The 19,210-nt window shown below is 60.1% G+C and carries 16 protein-coding genes and 1 tRNA gene; 12 read left to right on the forward strand and 5 right to left on the reverse strand.

The genetic code is table 11. The features are described from left to right. The first annotated feature begins 12 nt into the window (after positions 1 to 12). Complete coding sequence (gene pglZ / locus DXC90_RS08450) at positions 13 to 2,634, forward strand: BREX-1 system phosphatase PglZ type A (RefSeq protein WP_117735591.1); 2,622 nt, start codon at positions 13 to 15, stop codon at positions 2,632 to 2,634. 27 nt (positions 2,635 to 2,661) lie between these two features. Continuing rightward, positions 2,662 to 2,886 (forward strand): hypothetical protein, encoded by a 225-nt coding sequence (locus tag DXC90_RS08455; protein ID WP_117735592.1) that lies wholly within the window; start codon positions 2,662 to 2,664, stop codon positions 2,884 to 2,886. Between the two features lie 115 nt (positions 2,887 to 3,001). Here the strand turns inward: DXC90_RS08455 and DXC90_RS09620 are convergent, their stop codons facing one another. Both DXC90_RS09620 and DXC90_RS09625 read right to left on the reverse strand, forming a co-directional pair. Further along, positions 3,002 to 3,565, reverse strand: coding sequence for a TrkA C-terminal domain-containing protein (locus DXC90_RS09620; protein ID WP_199406659.1), 564 nt, complete (start codon positions 3,563 to 3,565; stop codon positions 3,002 to 3,004). 50 nt (positions 3,566 to 3,615) lie between these two features. Beyond that, the gene (locus DXC90_RS09625; protein ID WP_199406660.1) at positions 3,616 to 4,563 is read right to left on the reverse strand and encodes a potassium/proton antiporter; all 948 of its coding nucleotides are present in this window, start codon (positions 4,561 to 4,563) and stop codon (positions 3,616 to 3,618) included. A gap of 290 nt (positions 4,564 to 4,853) precedes the next feature. Here DXC90_RS09625 and DXC90_RS08465 point away from each other — a divergent pair, with 290 nt between their 5' ends. Then, on the forward strand, positions 4,854 to 5,693 hold the full coding sequence (locus DXC90_RS08465; RefSeq protein WP_117735593.1) for a metallophosphoesterase: 840 nt from the start codon (positions 4,854 to 4,856) through the stop codon (positions 5,691 to 5,693). 277 nt (positions 5,694 to 5,970) lie between these two features. Here the strand turns inward: DXC90_RS08465 and DXC90_RS08470 are convergent, their stop codons facing one another. Next, positions 5,971 to 7,545 (reverse strand): lipopolysaccharide biosynthesis protein, encoded by a 1,575-nt coding sequence (locus DXC90_RS08470; RefSeq protein ID WP_233502263.1) that lies wholly within the window; start codon positions 7,543 to 7,545, stop codon positions 5,971 to 5,973. Positions 7,546 to 7,722: 177 nt separating this feature from the next. Between DXC90_RS08470 and DXC90_RS08475 the strand changes: the two genes are divergently transcribed. From DXC90_RS08475 to DXC90_RS08500, 6 genes are all read left to right on the forward strand, one after another. Continuing rightward, positions 7,723 to 9,294: an L-lactate permease gene (locus tag DXC90_RS08475; protein ID WP_117735594.1), complete on the forward strand. Its 1,572-nt coding sequence runs from the start codon at positions 7,723 to 7,725 to the stop codon at positions 9,292 to 9,294. A 278-nt stretch (positions 9,295 to 9,572) separates the two neighbouring features. After that, positions 9,573 to 11,243, forward strand: coding sequence for a phosphoenolpyruvate carboxykinase (ATP) (gene pckA / locus DXC90_RS08480; protein ID WP_199406661.1), 1,671 nt, complete (start codon positions 9,573 to 9,575; stop codon positions 11,241 to 11,243). A gap of 227 nt (positions 11,244 to 11,470) precedes the next feature. Then, entirely contained in the window at positions 11,471 to 12,190 is a 720-nt protein-coding gene (locus DXC90_RS08485) for a B3/4 domain-containing protein (RefSeq protein WP_117735595.1), read from the forward strand. Between the two features lie 173 nt (positions 12,191 to 12,363). After that, positions 12,364 to 12,813 (forward strand): MarR family winged helix-turn-helix transcriptional regulator, encoded by a 450-nt coding sequence (locus tag DXC90_RS08490; RefSeq protein WP_117735596.1) that lies wholly within the window; start codon positions 12,364 to 12,366, stop codon positions 12,811 to 12,813. Positions 12,814 to 12,932: 119 nt separating this feature from the next. Continuing rightward, positions 12,933 to 13,787 carry a DegV family protein gene (locus DXC90_RS08495; protein ID WP_117735597.1) on the forward strand — a complete coding sequence of 285 codons (855 nt, stop codon included), beginning with the start codon at positions 12,933 to 12,935 and terminating at the stop codon, positions 13,785 to 13,787. An 80-nt stretch (positions 13,788 to 13,867) separates the two neighbouring features. After that, entirely contained in the window at positions 13,868 to 14,188 is a 321-nt protein-coding gene (locus DXC90_RS08500) for an MGMT family protein (RefSeq protein WP_117735598.1), read from the forward strand. Between the two features lie 346 nt (positions 14,189 to 14,534). Here the strand turns inward: DXC90_RS08500 and trpS are convergent, their stop codons facing one another. After that, entirely contained in the window at positions 14,535 to 15,584 is a 1,050-nt protein-coding gene (trpS, locus tag DXC90_RS08505; RefSeq protein WP_117735599.1) for a tryptophan--tRNA ligase, read from the reverse strand. 156 nt (positions 15,585 to 15,740) lie between these two features. Further along, on the reverse strand, positions 15,741 to 16,940 hold the full coding sequence (locus DXC90_RS08510) for an MraY family glycosyltransferase (RefSeq protein ID WP_117735600.1): 1,200 nt from the start codon (positions 16,938 to 16,940) through the stop codon (positions 15,741 to 15,743). 534 nt (positions 16,941 to 17,474) lie between these two features. On the opposite strand from DXC90_RS08510, the gene DXC90_RS08515 reads away from it, so the two are divergent. From DXC90_RS08515 to DXC90_RS08525, 3 genes are all read left to right on the forward strand, one after another. Continuing rightward, positions 17,475 to 18,413, forward strand: a complete 939-nt coding sequence (locus DXC90_RS08515; protein WP_117735601.1) for a radical SAM protein — start codon at positions 17,475 to 17,477, stop codon at positions 18,411 to 18,413. Between the two features lie 192 nt (positions 18,414 to 18,605). Beyond that, positions 18,606 to 18,678: transfer RNA gene (locus DXC90_RS08520), tRNA-Ala, on the forward strand. Positions 18,679 to 18,742: 64 nt separating this feature from the next. Then, the gene (locus DXC90_RS08525; protein WP_055252324.1) at positions 18,743 to 19,201 is read left to right on the forward strand and encodes a hypothetical protein; all 459 of its coding nucleotides are present in this window, start codon (positions 18,743 to 18,745) and stop codon (positions 19,199 to 19,201) included. Positions 19,202 to 19,210: the final 9 nt, after the last annotated feature.

Below are 19,210 nucleotides of genomic sequence, written 5' to 3' on the forward strand. Positions count from 1 at the left end.
TGAGAGTTTGCCATGAAGCTTGCAGATATTACATCCGAACTGCTGCATTTGTTTGCAGGTCAGGACGCCGATTGCGGGGGCGCCATTGTTGTGTGGCATGATCCGTCCGGTGAATTTGAGGATGTGCTTGCAGATTTGGAGCTGCCGGGCGTCAGCGTTCTCGTTGATCGCGAGGGTGGTCGGTTTGCTATCAAGCGTAAGCTCAATGGTGACTTGAGCGGACGTAAGGTGCTCATATATCGTCGCTGCGCAGGGGAGCCGTCTGGCGATTGGCTGGCGGATGTTGAAGCGCGTTGTGTCCCGTTTGCTGCTGACTATGTTTCTGTGCAGCTACGCGAGATCGGCGCGGTTGATTCGTATGAGATGCGCGCGGCGCTTGAGTCCCATAAAGCCTTTTTTGCCAAGCGCCGCAACGTTATAAAGCTCAATAAGTTGCTACATTCATCGAGGGAAGTCGCTGTTGAGACCGTCGATGAGCTTGAGCTTGGCATTTTGGCTGCCTGCTTGGGTGCCAGCGAGCTCGATCCCGCGGCAATCGTATCGGGCTATTTGGCACTCCTGCACGAGGGCAATGCTGATCAGGTGGTTGTCCTACTTGCTGAATATGAGATGAATGGCTATTTCTGCGAGCTCATTCGTCATTGGTGTGGTTTTGAGGGGAACGCGCTCGAGCTATCTCGTGTTCCCGAGTTGTTGGTCCACGTGTTGCTCACCGCCTGCTCGCGGTCAATGACGGGTGGATGTCTGGACGCGCTGTCGGGACGTTTCTCTTCCCAGGCTGTTCATGCCGCGTTCTGCCGCGCATGCGTTGATTATTGGGTTCGTGGCGGTAATCGTCTATTGCTGTTGAGTATGACAACGGCGGTTGAGCGTGAGCTTGAGCTTGGAAAGATACTTGCTGACGTTGGTCTTGACTGTATTGCAGGAGCCGACGTCTTTCCCTGCATCGATGCCACCATTCTGCGCATGCTGTTTGAGCGGGTGCGTCTGTCTGTGGATGCTGCTGATGAGGTTTTGTCGGTCGTCGCCTCTCGTCGCGGATCGCTCTGGTATGAGGAACTTGCCTGCTATTATCGCGGCGTTTCGGCTGCAGCTCATATGCAGCGTTTTTATCGCGACCATGTAGAAGGTTTTGCGGGCATGGGGGCTTTGGTCCTTTGGGGTTCTTATGCCAGCGATTTCTATCGCATGGACGCTTGGTACCGTGAGCTGGTGACGGAGTTCGCCGGTGCCTTTAGAGCGGGGGAGTACGAACTCGATGAAGACTTCCGGGCCTGCTTTGAGTCGATGGAAGCTTTGTATAAAGGCTGGTTTCTTAAGGAGCTCTCTCGCCGTTGGGCAAGCGCATCGGGCGACGCATTGGGCTTGCAGGGATATGTGAAAGGTATTCCGCGTCAGGTTGATTTTGATCTGAGCTACGTTGAGCCCGCGAATCGCCGCGGAAAGCGTATTTGGGTCATCGTATCTGATGCTTTGCGCTATGAGGTTGCTGCAGAGCTCGCCGAGCGGCTTGAGCGCGAGACAAAGGGTCGGTGCGAGCTTGGCGCCGTGCAAGGCGTGTTTCCTTCGATAACCAGATGCGGTATGGCCGCCTTGTTGCCTCATGGAACGATGCGTTACGAGGCATGCGGAGAGGCAGGATCGGGCTTTGGCGTGCTTGTTGATGGGGGGCGCGTCGATACTATCGAATCTCGCCAAAAGGTGATTGGCGAGCATTATGAGGGTGCTGTTGCGGTTCGCTATGACCGTTTTGTCGGCGAGATGGACCGTGCCGAACGCAAGAAAGCCGTAGGAGACGCGAATGTCGTCTACATCTATCACGATCTCATTGATGCCATTGGAGACAAGGCCGCAACCGAGCGCAGGGCGTTTCATGCCTGCGATGAAACAATTGACGAGTTATCGGTGCTGGTCAAGCTCATCGTGCGTGAGTTTATGTCGTCTCGAATCGTCATTACGGCAGATCATGGGTTTCTGTACACCGCAGAGCCGCTTGCCGAATATGATCATACGAGTGTTGCGGACGTGGCGGGCGACGTTATTGAGGCTGGACGCCGCTGGGTTGTTGCCTCGAGCGATTCTGAGTCCGATACGCTGCTTAAGGTTGCTCTACCCGCTTCTGCTGGTAGCCTTGTGGGCTTTTCGCCACGTGAATGCGTGCGTTTGCGACGTCCCGGCGGAGGCGAGAACTTTGTCCATGGCGGTATCTCATTGCAGGAGATGTGCGTGCCGGTTTTGACCTTTAGCAATAAGCGCGCCGGAACGCGTGGCTTCGTCGCATCGAGCCCCGTTGGCTTGTCCCTCGTTACGCAACTTGAATCCATCTCGAATGCGTCCTTCTTCCTGGAGTTCCTGCAAGATGAGGCGGTGGCCGGCAAGATCCTTCCTGCGAACTATGAAGTGTTTGTTGCCGATCGCAGCGGAAACCCCGTTACCGACATTGCAAGAATCGTAGCCGATTTGACTGAAGTCGATGCGAGGGCGCGCCGCTTTAAGGTAATGCTGACGGTGCGTCCAACTGTTGAACTTGATGAACGCGCGGAGTATGCACTTTGCCTGAAAAACGCGGATAGCGGCGAAGAGCGTATTCTTCAGACGCTGCACTTCCATGTTTATCTGGGTCGTGAATGGTAAGCGGGGGCTGAATGGGGAGGTTGCACCATGAAGATCGAAGTCGACGTAGATCAGCTGCGCGAGAGCCTGCTCGACTGCGCTGGGAGCGCGGCGGGCGTGGTCTTTCCGGCCGCCATGCTCGACGTGATGGATATCGAGGACGAGTCACCTCAAGAGCTCCTAGCCCGAGCCGAACGCGAAGGCCTCGACCTCCGCGACTTTGCCGTCGACGATGACGCGGACGATGACTACGGTGCGGACGAAGGCTGGTAGCCGCGATTGAACTTCAACCCCATCCCCTAAATAAGTTGCGGTGAAATAGGGACCGTTTGGGCCGGTAGAAGGCCTATTCAATCCCTATTTCACCGCAACTTATGGGTGTGGATGGCTACGACGCCAGCGTGGCGATGACGGCTTCGTCGCCGGCGTATATAAGGGTGTTGCCGTCGGGGATGATCGTTTGGCCTTCGCGTTTGAGCATCACCACGATAAATGGGTGCTTGCCCTGCGGCACGTCACGCAGGCGCTGACCGGCCAGCCGACCGTGGGGCGTTACGGTGACCTCGCGCAGTGTAACCTCGGCACGCTCTTCAAACGTCGGCGCGGCCATCACCAGCAGGTCGCCTTCCTCAATCACGGTATTGCCATTGGGCAGCACCGGGTGCGCCCCGTCGCGCAGCACCAGGACCACGAGCATGTCCGTCGCGCTGCCAATATCCGCGAGCGAGCGCCCGGCAAACGGATGCCCCGCGCCTACCTTGAGCTTGACGAACGACATGCCGTTCTCATCGCGGTAATCGTTAAAGGTGCGGCGCACATCGCCTGCCGCATCGATCATATTGAGCTTTTTCGCCACCGCCGGCAGCAGCGAACCCTGTACCACAATGCTCGACACGGCAATCACAAAGACCAGGTCAAATAGGTCGTGCCCACCGGGAACGCCGGCAACCACGGCAAAGAGACTAAAGACGACCGAAGCTGCTCCGCGCAGGCCCGCCCAGCTTACGAGTGCGACCTGGCGGGGTTCGTCTTAAAGGACGCTAGGAGCACGCTGACGGCGATGGGGCGGCTCACGAAGAGCATAAACGCCATGAGCGCCAGGCCCGGCAGCAGCATTTGCGGCAGGCGGGCGGGCGTCACGAGCAGGCCGAGCAAGAAGAAGATCGTCATCTCGGCCATCTCGGTGAGGGTATCAAAGAAGTGCGCCATCTCGACCTTGCCGGTGATGTCGCTGGCCCCCAGCACAATGCCGGCAAGGTACACGGCCAAAAAGCCGTTGCCACCCAGGTAGCTCGGCAGTGCGTAGGCCACGATGGCCACGGCAAACAAAAAGATGATCTGCGCGCCCTCGGCTGTTGCATGCGCGCGCTCAATCAGGCGGCTGGATGCCCAGCCGATGGCAAGGCCCAGCCCCACGCCTAGGATAATCTGCTTGGCCAGCAGCATGGGGATGTCGATATTGCCGCCGGCCGCGAGGGTCGCGAGCACCGCGGTGAGCATGTAGGCGACGGGGTCGTTGGAGCCCGATTCGACCTCGAGCAGCGAGTCGGTGCCGCCCTTTAGCGACAGGTTGTGCTCGCGCAGAACGCTAAAGACGCTGGCCGCGTCGGTGGACGCCACAACCGAGCCCAGCAACAGGCCGCCGATCCAGTCGAAGCCCAGAACCAGGTGCGCAAACACGCCGGTGATGCCGGCGGTGATGACCACGCCGAGTGTGCTCAGCAGCACTGCAGGCGCGGCGACGGGTTTGGCGCGGTCGATGTTGGTGTTAAAACCGCCGTAGAACATGATGAACAGCAGCGCTGTGCTGCAGACGGTCTCGGTAAGCGCGTAGTCGCTAAAGTCGATGTGCGCCGGCCCGTTGACGCCCAGCAGCATACCCAGCGCGATAAAGATGAGCAGGGTGGGGAAGGGGAGCTTTTTGCCGACGGGTTTGATGGTCAGGCACAAAATGATGACGAGGAGATAAAGAGAAGGATCTGGTTCATGGACGGTGTCCGCTCCTGGGTGGTTGGCGTGGCACGGTCAATTGTCTGCGGTATTTGCACCCAAAGATGGTGGGTTTATGGGACTGGATTGCGGGCGTGCGCGATATCGTCATAGACGGCTGCCGTCTTTGCCTCTGCTCGGAAACCCTTTCCAGCTTTATTGCAACGGAGTACAATGGATAACGTTTAAGTTCAACTTGAAGTTTTAGTCGTGGCATCGGGCTTCGGCCGCAATGCAGGGAAAGGCGTTCCATGGCGATCTATGTGACATCCGATGCTCACGGGCACGTGCGTGCGCTTGACGAGGCCCTGTCCAAGATTTCGCTGGCGTCCGACGATACGCTGTATGTGCTGGGCGACATGATCGATCGCGGGCCCGATCCGGTCGGCGTTATTAAGCTTGTGCGCTCGCTGCCCAACGCTCGCGTGCTCAAGGGCAATCACGAGCAGATCATGCTCGACGCCATCATTGGCCAGGATCCGCTCGATGCCGAGACCTGGGATATCAACGGCGGTTGGACTACCCGTCAGCAGCTCAACGACATGGAATTTGAGGCGTACGAGGAGCTGATCCGCTGGGCTGCCGCCCTGCCGCTCTATGCAGTGGCCCAGACTGCCGAGCGCCCGTATTTGCTGGTGCATGCCGGCATCCAGACCGAGGCTGCTCGCGCGTTTTTGCTTGAGCACGGTGTCGATTGTGGCAACGGCAGGGGAGCGGTCGATGCCGATGCCGAGTTGCTGCAGCAGATGCTTGCGGTGCAGTCGTCCGATGACCTGCTGTGGATTCGCCATGGCTATTGGGATGCGCCGACGGGGCTGCTTTCTGTCGAGGGCAAGGGCCCGGTCGTGGTGAGCGGCCACACGCCCACGGTGTCGCTCGGGCGTTATTGCGAGGTCGGCGGCCTGGCGGGGCTCGATGAGGAGTCGGGCCGCGGGCAGATCGTGCGCCTGGGCGGCGAGGATACCGCCGGCGTGCCCGATCGCATCGACATCGACTGCGCCGCCGCCACTGGGTCGGAGTTTGGCCGCGTAGGTATCCTGCGGCTCGATGATGGGGCTGAGTTCTACGCGAATATCAATCCTGGAGAATGATGGCGCAAGGGGTAGCTAATTTGGAAATGATTTTTCTGGGACGGGGATTAAATAATCATTTGGCTGCCCGCTGGCTAAGTGAGTAGGCTTTTTTGGAAATGCCGAGCACCCAACATATTTGCCTCAATAAAACCGCAGATCACAGACTTGTATTATGTCGGTGTGGTCGGGGATTCGGTAAAAGTCTACTCACTTAGTTTTGCGTGATGCATATTGTCCGCAACCGGACCCCAGCCGGGGTGATTCCATCGCAAATTCCGGTTCCGGGGGCAGCTAATTAGGCTCCGTACGGGTTCCGGTCTCGCTCGATGCGCTGACGGATGTGGGCGTACTCGATTATCAACAACACCAGCAGTAGGGCCATGACCGCCAGGTAGCTCACCACAGCGCCCATCAGACCCAGCAGCTCAATCAGGATCACCGGCAGCACCACGCTCACGGCGAAGCAGATCAGGTAGATCTTGGTGACGTCGCCGGCGTGGCGCAGCACCGTGATGATGGCGTAGATAAAGTCGATTGCCGCGGTGACGCCGCCGGCGACGACCATCAGCAGTGCCAGCGTGCGGTAGCGCTCAAAGTTAAGGCCGTACATAAAGCTCATGATGGGGATGCCGGGGCCTGCCATAAATGCGGCGCACGCTCCGGTGATGACTACGATCAGCGTCATAACGGCAACAATAATCAGGTCAAAGCGGCGACGCTTGCGCGGATTCGCCCAAATGCTCGATAGACGCAGGAGCTGCGGTTTATAGATAAATCCAATGCTCAACAAAATGGCCTGCGCCGGAAAAAACAGCGCATTAAAGTACAGCTGATACTTGTAGGCCAGCGTGCCTTCCATCACAAACTTGGGCATGCTTTCGATAAGGTTGAACAGGAACAGCGCGCCAAAAAGCGGGGCGCACTGGACAAACAGGTGACCGACCTCGCGCAGACTCATGCGGCGTGATTTTTCGGTCTCGAGCAGGGCGAGCGGCGCGGTGACCAGTACGAGCGAGGCAATCGCGGCGATGCCCATGGCCATGGCGGCGATGGGCATGCTGCGCGTGAGGAACAGTGCCACGCTAAAGACCGCGATGACGCCGGCGGAACGCAGCGTTTGACTCATGCCAGCCAAGTAGAGCTTGTCGGCCTGCTGCAGGCGGCCTTCGTACGCGTCCGCCACGCCGTCGATTACCTTATAGAGGTAGACGCCCAGGCCGATCGTCGCCATATGCGCGTCATAGCCGCGGACGCTGCTATAGAGCAGGCCGCAGCCCAAGGCTAGGGCCCCGCAGATCCAACGATTGAGCTGGTAGGAGGCGAAGGACGTCTTTTCGTCGATGTCCGAGACCTGGAAGTTGCGCACGCCGTAGTTGCACGCGATCATGATGAGCGTGCCGGTGACAAAGGCGATGGAGAACTTGCCTGCTTCTTCGGCGCCCACGAGCTGCGTAGACACGATGGTGAGCAGGGGAAACGTCATGCCCCACACGGCGGTGCCGATGGTGTTCCAAAGGTAGTCGCGATGGGTGGCGTGATCTTCGTACTCGGCTTCTTGTGCGGAGAAGCCGCCGCCGTAGACGGCTCCGAGCAGGCGGTTCCACCAGGCATTGACCATGCGGTGGATGGGGCCGGGCTGGCGATCGCGCTCGCGGCGACGGCGTGTGGCCTGGCCGTTGTCGGGACCGCCGGCGTTCCGCTGGCTTAGCTCTTGGATGCGTGCGAGCTCCTCGGCGGTGTGAGACGCGGGGAATAGACCGTTCTCGATGCGTCCGCCCTGCCCGTGCGCCCCGCCCGATACGGTGGGGTCGGTGACGCCGTTACGGCGGGCGATGGCGCGGCGAATGCTGTCGAGGGGCGTGATGCTCAAGGCGAGTCCTTTCTATTACTGCGCTCTAGTATAGACGCGACGGCGTCCGCTCGTGTTTTGAACCGGTTGTTCAATAATTTCGGCGGGCGGCTGTAATTTGTCGGCAAACGTGCGGTATCCTGATGAAGTTTTGTGACACCCCTATGCCGCCCGCGCGGTAGCAAGGAGCTATGAACCATGGACGTCGCCGCATTCCTGCTGGCTCTTGTGCCGATCATTTGGCTTGTCGTGATGCTGCTGTGCTTTAAATGGCCAGCTTGGAAAGCCGCTATCGGATCGTTTGTCCTTTCGTGCGTGCTTGCCCTTGCGTGGTGGCATTTGCCGGCGGCGCAGATAGCCACGGCCTCGCTCGAGGGCTTTTTGATGGCCCTGTGGCCCATCGTGCTCGTGATTATCGCCGCCGTCTTTACGTATAACCTGTGCGTGCGCACGGGTGCCATGGACGTGATCGGCAGCATGATCACCTCCATCAGCAGCGACCGTCGTCTGCTGGCGCTGCTCGTGGCGTGGTGCTTCGGCGGCTTTATGGAGGGCATGGCCGGCTTTGGTACCGCCGTTGCCATTCCCGCCGGCATGCTCGCGGGCCTTGGTTTTGAGGCCGTGCCTGCCGTGCTGATCTGTCTACTGGCTAACGGCGTGCCCACGCCCTACGGCTCCATCGGCATCCCCACGGTGTCCGTTGCCGACCTGGTGGGCCTGGACCCGCTGCATTTGGCGACCGTTCAGCTGGTGCAGCTCGCACCGTTCTTTGTGGTGATGCCGCTGCTCATTGTATTGGTCGCGGGCCGTGTCGCCGATGATCAAGGCAACGTTGCGAGCGTAAGCGAGCGTCTGCACGGCGTTGCCGGCGTGGCGCTGCTTTCCGGTGTGTCCTTTGTCGGCGCGGCCCTGGTCGTTGCCATGTTCGTGGGTCCCGAGCTTGCCGTGGTCGTGGGCTCCATCGTATCGCTTGCGCTGACCGCCGCGCTTGCCATGCATGCCGAGAAGTCGGGGCATCTGGATGCACGCTTTCACATGAATATCGAGGCCGGCGAACAGCTCACCGCTAAGTCGGCGCTTTCTGCCTGGTCGTGCTTCATCCTGATTTTTGTGCTGCTGTTGGGTACCTCCAACCTGGTGCCCGTCGTGCATGCCGCGCTCGCGCCGTTTGCGAGTCACGTGCAGGTGTATTGCGGCGAGAACCCCGGCACGCTTACGTTTTCGTGGATCAACACGCCGGGTGTTTGGATCTTCCTGGCTGCGTTTGTCGGCGGTGCCATTCAGGGCGCTTCGCCGCGCTTGATGGGCGAGGTACTGGCCGCGACCGTCAAGCAGATGATGCCGACGGTCATTACCATGCTTTCAGTGCTGGGTTGCGCCAAGGTGATGGGCTATGCGGGCATGATCTCTTCGATCAGCGCGTTTTGCATTGCGGTCGCCGGCGGCCTGTACCCGATTCTGGCTCCGTGGATCGGCGCCGTCGGTGCGTTCGTGACCGGTTCGGGCACGTCCTCAGGCATGCTGTTTGGCCCCATCCAGAGCCAGGCCGCTATGGCGCTGGGTGTGAGCGACTACTGGATGGTCGCGCTGAATGCGCTTGGCGTTGCTGCCGGTAAGATGATTTCGCCGCAGACGCTCGCGATCGGTCTTGCCGCCGTGCATGTACGCGGTAAGGACGCCGAACTCCTGGGCGCGGTGCTGCCCTACGCTGCCGGCATGCTGGTCCTGATGAGCGCCATAGCCATGCTCGGCCAAAACCTGCCGCTGTAGTTGGCACTTGGGGACGTTCCTTTTGTGCCGGCACTTTGGGAACGTCCCTAAGTGCCGGCATCTGGGGACACTCCTTGTTTGTTGCCTGTTCAAGAATGTCCCGAATGGCTAGTCGTTTAAGAACGTTCCCAATGACTAGGCCGCTTGCGTGCGATTTTTGACCGTTGGGCGGGTGCTTCGCGGTTGCCGCAAAAACGTTTTTGCATATCGGGTACAACGGGCTTTATGTGAGTAAAGTGCGCGCCGCGTCCACGTGCCGCGTTTTTAAAGGAGGCCCCATGTCTGGTGTTACCCCTGCAGAAGTTCTGTCCAACTTTGGCATTACGCTGGTCGAAGATCCCGCCGAGAATCAGCCCCGTCTGCTGGTCGATTTGCCCGCGGCGGAGCTCGTCGAGCACGCCATCCGCCGCGAAGAGGGCCGTATGGCGTCCAATGGCGCACTCGTGATCGAGACGGGGGAGCGCACCGGTCGTTCGCCCAACGATCGCTTTATCGTCGACACGCCCGACGTGCACGACAAGATCGCCTGGGGCGCCGTCAACCGACCGCTTTCGATTGAGAGCTACGAGACCATCAAGGCCGGTATCGTCGACTACCTCAACGAGCGCGACGTGTTCGTCACGCGCGGCATGGCGGGCGCCGACCGCAACCACACGCGTCGCCTGCTCGTCGCCTGCGAGCGTGCCAGCCAGGCGCTCTTCATTAAGCAAATGCTCGCCCGTCCGCTCGCTCGCGAAATTGCGCGCACCGGTGAGCCGGACTTTTGCGTGCTCGCGGCACCCGGGTACCAGTGCGACCCTGCCATCAAGGGCCTCAACTCCAGCGCTGCCGTGCTCATCAACTTCCAGGAGCGCGTGATTTTGGTCGCGGGTACCGGCTACTCCGGTGAGATCAAAAAGTCCATCTTCAGCGTTATGAACTATCTGCTGCCCGTCGAGGACGATGTGCTGCCCATGCACTGCTCGGCCAGCATGGATCCCGTCACGCATGAGACCGCCGTGTTCTTTGGCCTCTCGGGCACCGGCAAGACCACGCTTTCGGCCAACCCCACGCGCCTACTGATCGGCGATGACGAGCACGGCTGGTCCGACATGGGCATCTTTAACGTCGAGGGCGGCTGCTACGCCAAGTGCGAGGGCCTGGACGCGTTCCACGAGCCCGAGATTTTCAACGCTGTGCGCTTTGGCGCCATCTGCGAAAACGTGGTGCTTGATGAGAATCGCAAGCCCAACTACAACGATGTCTCGATCACGCACAATACGCGCGTGGCCTATCCCGTTGAGCATATCCCCAACGCGTGGACCAAGGGCATGGGCACCATCCCGAGCGTCGTGCTGTTTTTGACCTGCGATGCCTTTGGCGTGCTGCCGCCCATCTCGCGCCTGACGGCCGATGCCGCCATGTATCACTTTGTGACAGGCTTTACGGCCAAGATCCCCGGCACCGAGGTCGGCGTCACCGAGCCCACGCCCACGTTCTCCTCGCTGTTTGGCGAGCCGTTTATGCCGCTCGACCCTATGGTCTACGCCAAGATGCTCGGCGAGCGCATTGCCGACGGCCGCACGCGCGTGTACCTGGTCAATACCGGCTGGATCGGTGGCGGCTACGGCGTTGGCCATCGTATCGAGCTCGCCTACACGCGCGCCCTGGTGGCCCGCGCCCTCGACGGTACTATCGAGGACAGCGAGTTCGTGCACGACGATATCTTTAACGTCGACATTCCCACCACGTGCCACGGTGTGCCCGACGGCATCCTGGTGCCGCGCCAGTACTGGCAGAGCACCGCGCGCTACGACGAGGCCGCGCACAACCTGGCGGTGATGTTCGAGGAGAACTTCGAGAAGAAGTACTCACACCTGCCCGAGTCCGTCAAGGCCGCCGGCCCGCACGCCCAGGTGCCCGCTGAGGCCCGTCATCGCGGCCGCGGCCTGCTGGGACTTCGTCTCTAGCATCGCCGCGAGTTCAAAACCACCACAAAGGGGACAGGCACCTTTGTGGTGGTTTTGCTCGGGCGGAAGACTCGGGTTACAATACGCCTGACATATCGCCCCCTTCTCCGGATGGGGGCAGCGTAAGCGCTCTTGTGGCGGCACCGTAGGACTTTGAAGGTGGCCGTCGTAAGGGCGCTTTTTGTTTAGGCACCCGGGCTCGGGCGCATGCTATGAAGGGAGAGTACATGAAGAGTTTCGTTGCCGAGGATTCGTTTTGGGAACTGTTTCCGCAGGCGGCTATCGGCGTTGTGGTCGTAAAGGGCATGAAGCCCGCGGCGCAGATTTCCCAGGAGGACGTGGATGCGATTGCCGCGCTGCTTGACCGCGCCAATATCGATGCGGAGCGTCACCTGACGAGCGATACCATCAGCGAGAATGCGCCGGTCAAGGCATGGCGCGAGGCGTATCGTCTGTTCAAGACTAAGAAGGGCGCGCGTTGTTCGATTGAGAACCTGCTTAAGCGCGTGCTCAAAGGCAAACCGGTCGGTCATATTACGCCGGCGGTGGATATCTACAACACGGTGTCGCTGACCTATGCGCTGCCTGTTGGCGGTGAGGATGTGCACGCGATTGAGGGCAATCTGCGCTTGGCGGTGACCGATGGCGGCGATGCGTTCCTGCCGCTTGGCGAGGAGACAGATGATCCGACGCTTTCCGGCGAGCTCGCCTATATTGACGATGCGGGCGCCGTGTGCCGCTGCTGGAACTGGCGCGACGGCGTTCGCACGGCGCTGTCCGACGATTCTGCCGATGCATTCCTGGCGATTGAGTGCGTGGAGCCCGAGCGGATGGGGGATTGCCAGGCTGCCGTTGATCGCCTCGCTGAGTTGCTTGAGCGCTATCTGGGAGCGACGGTTGTCGTCAAGACGCTTGTGACTCGCGACAATCCTTGCGTGGAACTGTAGCGACGCCTGCGGATCAAACTCGACGGTCACAACCACCACAAAGGTGCCTGTCCCCTTTGTGGTGGTTTTTATGTTGATGGGTTAACAAATGGGGCGCGTGGGGCTGCCGGTCGCTGAGTACGGCTAAGATGTTTACTCGTTAGCATTATGCAAGCGAAAGGCGGTTGTCTCCCATGCAGCAGAGCGACGAGACACGTTTCGAGGACTTTGTCGGACTGATCAGCGGTCTCTACAAGGAGATCCAGCGCATTAAGGCATCTGAGGGCGCAAGGCTGGGCCTCAAGGGCTCCGATGTTATGTGCCTGTACTATCTGGAGCGCAGCAAGGACGGCTTGACTGGGGCCGACCTCGCCCGCATGGCAGGCGTGACCCGTGCCGCTGTCTCGCGCACGCTGGCGCATCTGGAGGAGGGCGGCTACGTCGAGGTCGAAGATTCGGGCGATGCTGCCGTTAAATACCGTGCCCCGGTTCGCCTGACCACGTTGGGCGGCGAGAGCATGAACGAGGCCGATCGCATTATTCGCGAAGTGCTCGACACCACCGGCAAGACCATGGGCGTGGAGCAGCGCGAGCAGATGTACGCGTCGTTGCGCACGATTCTCAACACCCTGCGCGAGCTGTAGAGCCGCTGGGGCATTTGCTTCCGATAAACAACTGCAGAGTCCCGTTTGAGCGCGTTCGCCGTGCCGGGGCATTGCTGTCAAAATTCTCTGCGCGAGGCCCGCGCAAGAAAGGATCAACTATGTCTGTCCGCATTATTACCGATTCCGCAAGCGATATGTCGCCGGCCGAGCATCCGGCGCTGGCCGTTTTGCCGCTGTCCGTCACCTTTGGCACCGATGTGTACATGGATGGCGTCGACATCGACCACCAGCGTTTTTACGAGATGCTCGTGGAGCGCGATGAGCTGCCCATGACCGGCCAGGTCAACCCGTATGCCTTTTCGCAGGCGATTGCCGAAGCACGTGAGGCCGGCGACGAGGCTGTGATTATTACCGTGGGCGCTAAGCTTTCGGGCACCAATCAGAGCGCCCGTACCGCACTTGCCGAGGCTCCGGGCGGCGACGTGTTTATCGTGGACAGCAATAACGTGACCTTGGGCGAGCGCGTGCTGGTTGAGTATGCCCTGCGCCTGGTGGACGAGGGCCGCAGTGCGGCGCAGATTGTGGCGGCTGTCGAGGCCGTGTGCGACCGAGTTGTGGTTATCGGCCTGCTCGAGACACTGGAGTATCTGGTGCGCGGCGGTCGACTGTCTGTTGCTGCGGGCGCCGTGGGTACGCTGCTCAACGTAAAGCCCGTGGTGGCTGTGGAGGATGGCCTGATCGTGCAGCTGGGCAAGGCACGCGGTTCTAAGAACGGCCGTAACCTGCTCAACCAGAAAGTCGAAAAGGCGGGCGGCGTCGACTTTTCCATGCCGTTGGCGCTCGGCTATACGGGACTTTCGGATGCGGTGCTCAAGAAGTATATTGAGGACAGCGTGGCGCTGTGGGCTGGCCACATCGAGGGCGAGCTGCCCGTCCATACCATCGGCGCCACCATCGGCACCCACGTAGGTCCCGGCGCCGTAGCCATAGCCTTCTTCCAGCCTACCAACTAACCGACCTGCCATAAACCACCACAAAGGGGACAGGCACCTTTGTGGTGGTTTATGCTTTTCCGGATGGAAAGGAGTGAGCAATGGCGTCTGAGGGCTTTTTTGAACGGGTGTACGAGGTGGTCGAGCAGATCCCCGAAGGGATGGTCGCCACGTACGGTCAGGTGGCGCTGCTCGCCGGTCGTCCGCGGAGCGCGCGTTTTGTGGGCTATGCGCTGCACAGCAATCCGCGCCCCGGCGAGATTCCCTGTCACCGTGTGGTGTTTGCCGACGGGCACATTTGCGAGGGTTTTGCTTTTGGCGGTCCCGATGCTCAACGTGAGCTTTTGCTAGGGGAGGGTGTGGCGTTTAAGGACGACATGCACGTCGATCTGGGCGCCTGTCGCTGGCCTGCCGGACTCTAACGGTTCTGCCGTGGCTAAAACCACCACAAAGGTGCCTGTCCCCTTTGTGGTGGTTTTAGTTTACCTGAGCTAACTTATGGAGAAGGCGTGGCGGAGCATATTGACACTACAAAGTAAACCATGGTGAACTATATTGTATTCAGCAACGGAGCAGGCCATAGGCGATGAAAAAGCCTGCCCTGTTGAGTTTGATTCGCATTCCTCCCCTCTGTGCGATTCAACGGTGTACTTCGGGAACGGGCCCGCTGGCAACTGACTGCCAGCGGGCCCGTTCCTGTTAGGGGAGGATTTAGCCTCACCGTCTGTATGTGTCCAAATCCCGGCGGCAGCGCCGCAGAGCTTGTCTCTAGTACACCATACCCATGGCGTCCTGAACCTCGGCCAGGGTCTGCTCGGCAATCTCGTTGGCACGACGGTTGCCCTCGTGCAGCACGTCCTTCACATATTCCAGGTCGTTCTCATAGCGCTGGCGACGCTCGCGGATCGGCGCGAAGTACTCGTTGACCGCCTCGGTCACGTATTTCTTAAGCTGACCGGAGCCGCCCATGCCAATCTCTTCGGCAATCTCAACCTCGGAACGACCGGTGCAGATGGCGGCTGTCGAAAGCAGACCGGACACGCCGGGGCGGTTCTCGGGGTCAAACGTGATCATGCGCTCGGAGTCGGTCTGGCTCTTCTTAATGCGCTTGGCCGTCTCCTCGGCGGTCATCGAAATATTGATGGCGTTGCCGTAGCTCTTGCTCATCTTTCGACCGTCCAAGCCGGGCAGCAGCGGCGTGTCGGACAGCAGCGCGTCGACCTCGGGGAACACCTTGCCGTAGCGGTTGTTAAAGCGGCGGGCGATGGTGCGGGTGAGCTCGATGTGCGGCAGCTGGTCGCGGCCGACGGGCACGACGTTGCCCTTGCAGAACAGGATGTCGCAGGCCTGATGCACCGGGTAGGTGAGCAGAAGGCCGGTGAGCTCATGGCCGCTGGCCTCCATCTCGGCCTTGACGGTGGGGTTGCGCGCCAGCTCGGCCTCGGAGACCAGCGACAGGAACGGCAGCATGAGCTGGTTGGCGGCGGGCACGGCGGAGTGCGCGTAGATCATGGTCTTGTCGGGGTCGATGCCGCAGGCAAGGTAGTCCATGACCATGTTGTACACGTTGTCCTGGATGTGCTCGGTGGTGTCGCGGTCGGTGATGACCTGGTAGTCGGCGATGAGCACGTTGGTCTTGGCGCCCATGTTCTGCAGCTCAACACGGCCCCTGAGGGTACCGAAGTAGTGGCCCAGGTGCAGACGGCCGGTGGGGCGGTCGCCGGTGAGCATGGTGAACTTCTCGGGCGTCTTGGCCAGGCCCTCGCGAATGGCGTTGCTCTTTTGCAGCGCGACTTCGTAGCTGTTCTCGTTTGGCATGATTGCTCCTAACGTTCGTTCGCAGGTCTTGATGATAGCGTGTTTATTGAGGGGTGGGCGTGAGTGGGTGAGGGACTGTCGGGAGCCGGCTTTCATGTCCGTCACGCCGTCCGCGCGAACGGCTGCCAACGCCTAGCCCATCCTCGCCGGCAAACCCTAGCGCCTGTGGTGCCGCTCTTCCTTACGCTCTTCCGCCGCCTGCTCCTCCTGCTTAAAGGCGGGGTCGTCGGGGGTTACCAGCTCGTCCTCGTGCGTGCGCTTGTTGTAATGGTGGCGCAGCACGGGCTCAAACAGGTGCAGGTGCTTGGCGAAGGCTGCCGAGCCAATGGCGAGCACGGTAAAGATGAGCACGCGCATGGGGACCTCGACCTGATTAATGGCGGCGGCGCCGGCCGAAAGCATGATGCACCAGGCATAGATGAGCAGTACGGCCTGCTTTTGGTTGTAGCCCTCCTGAATCAGGCGATGGTGGATGTGGCCCTTGTCGGCCTGCCCGATGCTAATGTGGGCGCGCTTGCGGCGCACGATGGCGCTAAACGTGTCGATGATGGGCACGCCGGCAACGATGAGCGGGATGATAAGCGAGGTGAGCGCGGCGGTGCGGCTCACGTTGAGCAGCGAGATGGAGCCCAGCGCAAAGCCCAGAAGCAGCGACCCCGAGTCGCCCAAGAAGATGCTTGCGGGGTTGAAGTTGTAGCGCAAAAAGGCCAGGCAGGCGCCAAAGAGCGCAATGGAGAGCGCGGCGGCGTCGATGCGCCCCGAGATAACGGCCATCGAAAACATGGTAAACGACGCGATGCCGCAGATGCCCGTGGCCAAGCCGTCGAGGCCGTCGATGAGGTTAATGATGTTGGTGAATGCCACCAGATAGATCACGGTGATGGGGTAGGCGAGCCATCCGAGCATGATTTCGCCGGGGGCAAACGGGTTGACGATGACGACGATCCGCAAGCCGCCGATACAGGCGATGAGCGCGGCGAGTACCTGACCGGCCAGTTTTTGTTTGGGCTTGAGCTGATAGACGTCGTCGATAGCGCCGGTCGCGAAGATGACGGTAAAGGAGAGCGCCAGCATGGGATAGCTAATGTGAAGGCGTGGGTGTGGCACCAGGACGGGCGGCCAGCCTAGGTGCCAGGTGCCTAGGATTTGCACAATGCAGGCAACGACCAGGCCCAAAAACACCGCCGTTCCGCCCAAACGCGGGATGGGCTTGGTGTTGATGCGGCGCTTAGAAGGATAGTCGACGGCGTCGAGCTTAATTGCCAAGCGCTTGACCAGGGGCACCGTGAGGAAGGTCGTGATAAAGGCCGCCGCTGCCACGCATAGATACGGTATGTAGCTCGGGGATAAAGCCATGAATCTAAAAACCGCCAAGCGTCGAAGGAAAAGGTCAAAGGTTGCTGCGCAAAAAGGCGTAGCTGACCCATGATACTCGACCGAGGGGGTGCGGAGGTTTGCACCGTGCGATTATCACGCGCTTACCAGATATTGGGATGTTGGTGGGGATTCTGCTGGATGCCACTGAGCGTCCATGTGGGGCCTGCAGTGGCGGTATTCAGAAAAATCGGCAAAAGAAAACCACCCCCCACGTTACGAAAATGAACCCACCTAAAACAGGTGGGTGCCCTCATCGACTGTTCCAGCGTCCTTAACAACGAAGGATACCTGTACTAGGTACGACTGTGTGGGCTCCCTAAATAAACGCGACGGTTCACCCAGTTGCTCCGCGGGGGGCGGAATATCTACATCATAAAGCGGCACTTTGTCGATTCCAGTCTTGACATTACAAAAATCGTGTCGGACGATTACGGCGCTTTTAGGCTCGAGCCGTCTGTGCGGCCTAGCCCTTTACGTTTGAGCTGCTGAATCGTTGTTTTGGAGCATGTTTTTATGCCGACGTCGTTGACCGAACTTTTTTCGCCCGCCTGCCATTTGTGTCCGCGCCGTTGCGGTGCGGCGCGCGACGAGGGCGCGCGTGGCGTGTGCGGCGCCGACAACACGCTTAAGGTCGCCCGCGCGGCGCTCCATATGTGGGAGGAGCCGCCCATTTCGGGCGAGGCCGGCTCGGGTACGATTTTCTTTAGCGGCTGTTCGCTCAAATGTATCTACTGCCAAAACCACGAGATCTCGACGGGCAATTTCGGTCTTGAGATTTCGCCCGAGCGTTTGGTCGAGATTATGCTGGAGCTGCAGGACCAGAGCGCCAATAACATCAACCTGGTGACGGCGACGCACTATGCGCACCTGTTGCCTGCCGCGATTGCCGCGGCACGGACGCGCGGGTTGGTCATCCCAATTGTCTACAACACGAGTGGTTACGAGCGCGCGAGTGCCGTGGCGGCGCTGGGCGACCTGGTCGACGTGTGGCTTACGGACTTTAAATATGCCGATGCCGGGCTTGCGCAGTCGCTCTCCCACATTAAGGACTACCCGCGTGTGGCCGTGTCGGGCTTAGCGCAGATGGCACGCGAGATCGAGCGCCGCGGGGGAGAGCTAGTGGACGAGAATGGGCTCATGAAGCGCGGCATGATCGTGCGCCACCTGGTGCTGCCGGGGCATGCGGATGACTCGTGCCGCGTGCTAGACCTTGTGTGGCAGACGGTGGGCGACGTGCCGATCTCGGTCATGAACCAGTACACGCCCAATGCGCTCATGCGCGAACAAGGCGGCGACCTGGCGCGCGCCGTGACGCGCGAGGAGTATGAGCAGGTGCTCGACCATGCCGACGACCTGGGCTTTACGACGATGTTCTGGCAAGAGGGCGGCGCGGTAGACGAGAGCTTCACCCCAGCCTTCGATACCACCGGCGTCCTTACCAGCACAAAGTAACGCATTCGCCGATGATTTTTCTGGGACGGGGATTAAAAATCATTCGGTACACAATGTTTTTTAATCCCCGTCCCAGAAAAATCATCGAGAGGATCGCCTGCTCGAAAAGTTGTCAAAATAGCCGCGCCCCAAAAAGACTGATTATTGGGCGTTGACAGTTGGCGAGCCGTAGGTAAAATATCGACTTGTCCTGGGGACGTAGCTCAGTTGGGAGAGCGCTGCCGTCGCATGGCAGAGGCCGAGGGTTCGACTCCCTTCGTCTCCACCCTTGGATTTGATAAGCCGCTGACATTGTGTCGGCGGCTTTTTTTAAAAGAAAGGGCTGTACCATGGCCGAGCTTGAGTCCCAACCACTGTCTGCCGAGGAACGCGCCGAGTTGGAAGAGCTCCGCGCCGAGAAAGCTCGTCGCGAGGCCCAGGAAGAGGCACGCCGCGAGCGTGAGGAGTTGGCCGCCCTGCGTGCCGAGCGCGAGAAGGCCGAGGAGGCCGCTGCGAAGGTTGCATCCGAGCCCAAGCCCGCGCCCGCACCCAAGCCCGCTGCTGCGAAGCCTGCACCTGCCGCGCCCAAACCTCAGCCTAAAAAGGCCGCTCGTCCCAAGTCCGTCGATCCCAAGCCGAGCCGTGACGAGATGAGCTTTGCCCAGCGCATGGTTACCTCCAAGGAGCCTGCGGGTGAGAACGAGATCCCCGGTATGGCGCCGGCTCAAAAAATCATCATTGTCCTTGCCCTCATCGCGTTTGTCATCTTTATGGGCTACACGATCCTGACCAGCATGGGCCTGCTTTAGCCTGTTCGC

The organism is Collinsella sp. TF09-1AT (assembly GCF_003436895.1).
Taxonomy (GTDB): domain Bacteria; phylum Actinomycetota; class Coriobacteriia; order Coriobacteriales; family Coriobacteriaceae; genus Collinsella.